General features: G+C 38.1%; 2 protein-coding genes. Both read right to left on the bottom strand.

Going from position 1 to position 1,476, the window contains the following annotated elements:
• Window positions 1–19 precede the first annotated feature (19 nt).
• Complete coding sequence (locus E5A76_RS14320; protein WP_053988479.1) at window positions 20–565, bottom strand: regulatory protein ToxS; 546 nt, start codon at window positions 563–565, stop codon at window positions 20–22.
• A complete protein-coding gene (locus E5A76_RS14315; protein ID WP_161119327.1) occupies window positions 556–1,428 on the bottom strand; it encodes a transcriptional regulator in 873 nt (290 codons plus the stop codon). The genes E5A76_RS14320 and E5A76_RS14315 overlap by 10 nt, the downstream gene beginning before the upstream one ends.
• Window positions 1,429–1,476: the final 48 nt, after the last annotated feature.

Genomic DNA, 1,476 nt, shown 5'->3' with positions numbered 1-1,476 from the left:
ATATTTCTTACATTAAAAATTAGAGTGAATAAAGAATATTCGAGCCGTAGGTTAAACTGGTTAATAGTAGCGAATTTTTGTTAATTACATCGATACGTCGGCTTTCTTGTGCGTTCATTCTAAAAATGTCTTTGACAACATTGAGTTGCTTGTTGTCAAAATCCATGTTTGTTCCTGAAGTCACATCTTTAAATTCAGTGGGCTCAGTGAGTAGATAACCACCGCTGACGTCCCAGCGACCAGATTCAGAAATATGAATCGTTAATGGTTTCGGGTTTTCACTGTAAAGCTCTAACATCGTAATGCGTGAGTAAGTATGGTTCGGTAAATACACCATATTACTGCTTTGTTTGACTTTACGTAGCGTTCCTAAACTCTCAAGCTGGGTTGGCTCAATACGGCTAAAGGTTGTACTTTGCCATTCACGTGACATTAGCAATTGTTCTTGCTTGTAATCGGTTGAAAAATAAACCCAACTACAAATAGCAATTGATAATGCCAGAATACCAAAAGGCCAGTATTTACGAATTACTTGCGGCAGTGTTAAGGATGTATTTACTGACATAGTTTCGTATTATCCTCATGGCTGGTAAGTAAACGTAAGGTGATATTTTCCATCGGTACTGTACTGCTATGTAAGTAGTTCAAGTACAGTTGATTGTTCTGTCCACCTGTTACGATGACTTCAGTCGGTTTCCCTTCATTCTTGTGATTTCGTAAGTAGCTACTCACACAGCTACTGATCATATTATTCCAATCTTTAACCACAGGATTACTGATCGGCGTATAGACGGTAATACCCTCTACTTGGAGTAACGGACGAAATGCTGCTGATTTTGGCGGCATACTGATATTCACCGCTACTGGTAGAATTAATGCGATAATTAACGCCACCCAACCTAACCAGCTTAACTGTGTTTTTGATTTTTCAGCAGGTTTTTCTGGTGGTGTTTCTTCAGTATCTGCTACCGTATCAACCGTATATTCAGAATCACTCGTCATAATTGGGTTGTCGATGGTGCTCTCGACATCTACAGAAGGTGCTGTGTTAAGTGACTCTGTCGTTTCATCTTTTTCTTCACCCAAATAAGGTTCAACCGTCGCAATGACTTGATAACCGCGCTTAGGTACTGTTTTTACAAAAGCAGGGGATTTTGTTGAGTCTTTTAATGCTTTACGTAATGTTGAAATTGCCTGAGTTAAGCTAGAGTCATCAACTTCAAAGCCTTGCTCTCGCCATACATAATCATGAATACGCTGACGGGTAATAATGACACTTGGATCTTCAATAAGCAGACTTAGCGCACGGCTTTCGTTACTGCCCAAACGGATTAATTCATTATTTTCTAGTTTATCAATCAAACTATTATCGTTTGGATCAAAGATAAATCGTTTACCGATTAAAAACTTTTTTGCATGTGTAAGCATTTACTTAACCTTAGCAATAGTACTCATTTATTTATTGTTCTATAAGTT

The sequence above is a fragment of the Photobacterium lucens genome (assembly GCF_009873615.1).
Taxonomy (GTDB): domain Bacteria; phylum Pseudomonadota; class Gammaproteobacteria; order Enterobacterales; family Vibrionaceae; genus Photobacterium; species Photobacterium lucens.
Note: the sequence above shows the minus strand (reverse complement) of the source record. Positions and strands in the feature narration are given on the sequence as shown.